Source organism: Aeromonas sp. PrichA-15 (genome assembly GCF_017939245.1).
In the GTDB taxonomy this organism is placed as follows: Bacteria; Pseudomonadota; Gammaproteobacteria; order Enterobacterales; family Aeromonadaceae; genus Aeromonas; species Aeromonas caviae.
Genome location: NZ_JAGKRH010000296.1, coordinates 1 through 293 on the forward strand (window position 1 = coordinate 1; position 293 = coordinate 293).

General features: G+C 49.8%; 2 rRNA genes. Both read right to left on the reverse strand.

What is annotated here, in order from left to right:
* Positions 1-83 (reverse strand): 5S ribosomal RNA (gene rrf / locus J9889_RS21595); the annotation flags it as partial.
* Positions 84-167: 84 nt separating this feature from the next.
* Positions 168-293, reverse strand: a 23S ribosomal RNA gene (locus J9889_RS21600); the annotation flags it as partial.

Below are 293 nucleotides of genomic sequence, written 5' to 3' on the forward strand. Positions count from 1 at the left end.
GCCACACTACCATCGGCGCTACAGCGTTTCACTTCTGAGTTCGGCATGGGGTCAGGTGGTTCCACTGCGCTATTGCCGCCAGGCAAAAATCTTCAATCTGAAAAAGCTGATTTAGTTATTCGTTCTCGGTATCTGCTACAAGTCTCTGAACACTTCTTGGGTGTTGTATGGTTAAGCCTCACGGGTAATTAGTATGGGTTAGCTCAACGTATCGCTACGCTTACACACCCCACCTATCAACGTTGTGGTCTCCAACGGCCCTTTAGGACCCTCAAGGGGTCAGGGATGACTCA